At 53.1% G+C, this 2,418-nt stretch carries 2 protein-coding genes; both read left to right on the top strand.

Features of this window, described 5'->3' with window-relative positions; all coding sequences use genetic code 11:
- Positions 1 to 323: 323 nt before the first annotated feature.
- On the top strand, positions 324 to 1,547 hold the full coding sequence (locus tag HWQ67_RS16380) for an efflux RND transporter periplasmic adaptor subunit (RefSeq protein ID WP_425340736.1): 1,224 nt from the start codon (positions 324 to 326) through the stop codon (positions 1,545 to 1,547).
- The coding region (locus HWQ67_RS16375; RefSeq protein ID WP_218253757.1) for an efflux RND transporter permease subunit at positions 1,547 to 2,418 on the top strand (872 nt) is incomplete at its 3' end. The genes HWQ67_RS16380 and HWQ67_RS16375, both read left to right, overlap by 1 nt.

Here is a 2,418-nt window from a genome sequence, read left to right as displayed (position 1 = left end):
ATGGCATTTTTACGGGGTCAAGGGGACTGGTCCCCTTGCGGGGGGTTCTGAAGGGGGGCGGAGCCGCCCCTTTCTTTCTTTGTATCGCATGCAATCGAAACGCTCTATAATTTTGTTGCCGACAAGGATTACGCACACAAAGTCTATAATAAGGGGACTGGTCCTCTTGCTGGGGGGGGCTGAAGGGGGCGGAGGGGGTGGGGCACCCCGGCCACAAAGCGTCCTCCTTCTTTCTTTACCGTGAAATATAAAGAAGATACAATTTTACCATATTTATGCTATGCTTTTGCGTAACATAAGATATTAATGATGGAGATGGTTGCATGCAAAAAACTTACAGAATTAATGTAACATTTGTCGTGGTGGTCCTTATATGCGTGGTAATATTAGTCGGCTGTGGGAAACCTCCCGGATCAGGAGGTCCTCCGCCTATGGAGGCACCCGAGGTGGCGGTGGTGACAGTACAACCTGATGTGGTAGTGCTTACCACTGAATTGCCTGGAAGAACAGCAGCCTATCTTGCGGCAGAGGTTCGCCCCCAGGTTAGCGGCATCATTCAGAAACGCCTGTTTACGGAAGGTTCAGACGTCAGGGCAGGCGATGTACTCTATCAGATTGATCCAGCCCCCTTTCAGGCGGCGCTGGACAACGCCAGGGCCACACTTGGTAAGTCCGAAGCCAATCTGCCATCGATCCGTATGAGGGTCGAGCGCTACAAGGAATTGCTCGCCGACAATGCCGTAAGCCGGCAGGACTATGACGATGCGGCTGCTTCCTTGCAACAGGTAAAGGCCGACATTGAATACTGTAAAACGCTAGTTCAGACGGCCAGTATCAACCTTGGATATACCAGCATCACCGCCTCAGTGTCGGGACGCATCGGCAGGTCCAGCGTTACGGATGGATCACTGGTGACCGCAAACCAGCCTGCCGCCCTTGCCGTGATCCAGCAGCTTGATCCGATCTATGTAGATGTGACCCAATCCACCGCCCAACTGCTGCGACTCAGACGAAGTATACAGGAGGGTCACATCAAACAAGATGGAGCCAATCAGAACAGAGTCACGCTCATATTGGAAGACGGCACGAAATATCCATTGAAGGGTAGGCTTCAGTTCCGTGATGTATCGGTGGATTCTACAACCGGTTCTGTTATACTACGGGTGGTCTTTCCAAATCCTAAATATGTCCTCCTGCCTGGCATGTTTGTCAGGGCAGAGGTACAGGACGGTGTAAATAGACAGGCCATCCTTATCCCCCAGCGGGCCGTCTCACGCGACCCCAAGGGCAATCCTGTTGCACTGATCGTTGATGCCCATGGCAAGGTTGAGCAACGGATGCTTACCCTGGACCGGGTCATGGGTGATAGGTGGCTCGTCTCCTCCGGCCTTACCCCCGGGGAGCAGGTAATAGTGGAAGGCGTGCAAAGGGCACGCCCCGGTGCATCAGTGAGGGTGATACCATTTGATGAAAATAAAGACAATCACGGGCCACCTGCCTCCGGACATGAGGCACAGCCGCAAAAGCAAACAAACAGAGGCACATAATGTTATCGAAATTCTTCCTAAAACGCCCTGTATTTGCCTGGGTTATCGCCATCATAATTATGGTGCTGGGTGCCCTGGCAATCCACAACCTGCCAATATCACAGTATCCTCCGCTTGCCCCTCCCTCTATTGCCATTGACTCGTTTTATCCCGGTGCTTCTGCCGAAACCGTAGAAAACACCATCACTCAGATCATAGAACAGAAGATGACAGGCCTGGACGACATGCTCTACCTTTCAGGCACCAGTTCGTCATCCGGGGCCTCACGTCTGGAGTTGACCTTTAAGCCTGGCACCGATCCGGATATCGCATGGTCAAAGGTGCAGAACAAGCTGCAACTTGCCATGGCAGGCCTGCCGGAAGTAGTCCAGCGCTCAGGCGTAACGGTGAGTAAATCCACCAAGAACTTCCTGATTATTGTGGGCCTTGTCTCCGAAGACGGCAGCATGGACGGCAACGACTTGAGGGACTATGCCCAATCCAGTTTGGAGAAGGTACTGTCGCGCGTGCCGGGTGTTGGCCAGGTGGAAAATTTTGGTACCCAGTATGCCATGAGGGTCTGGGTAAACACCGACAAACTCACCGATTACCACCTGACCATGGAAGATGTGATTACGGCGCTAAAGGCTTACAACGTGGAGGTCTCTGCTGGTCAGTTTGGCACAACGCCGGCTGTGAAAGGTCAGCGCATCAATGCCTCTGTCATCGTTCAACATATGCTCAAAACCCCTGAGGAATTTGCCGCCATTGTCATCCGTGCCAATCCCGATGGCTCCGTGGTACGGATCAAGGATATCGGACGCACGGAGCTGGGGACAGACCGGTACGATATCGTGGCAAATTACATGGGCAAACCGGCGGCAGCCATGGC

The sequence above is a fragment of the Candidatus Magnetobacterium casense genome (assembly GCF_019173545.1).
GTDB classification, from domain to species: domain Bacteria; phylum Nitrospirota; class Thermodesulfovibrionia; order Thermodesulfovibrionales; family Magnetobacteriaceae; genus Magnetobacterium; species Magnetobacterium cryptolimnobacter.
The sequence above is the reverse complement of the archived record's forward strand: the minus strand, read 5'-3'. Positions and strand labels throughout refer to the sequence as shown.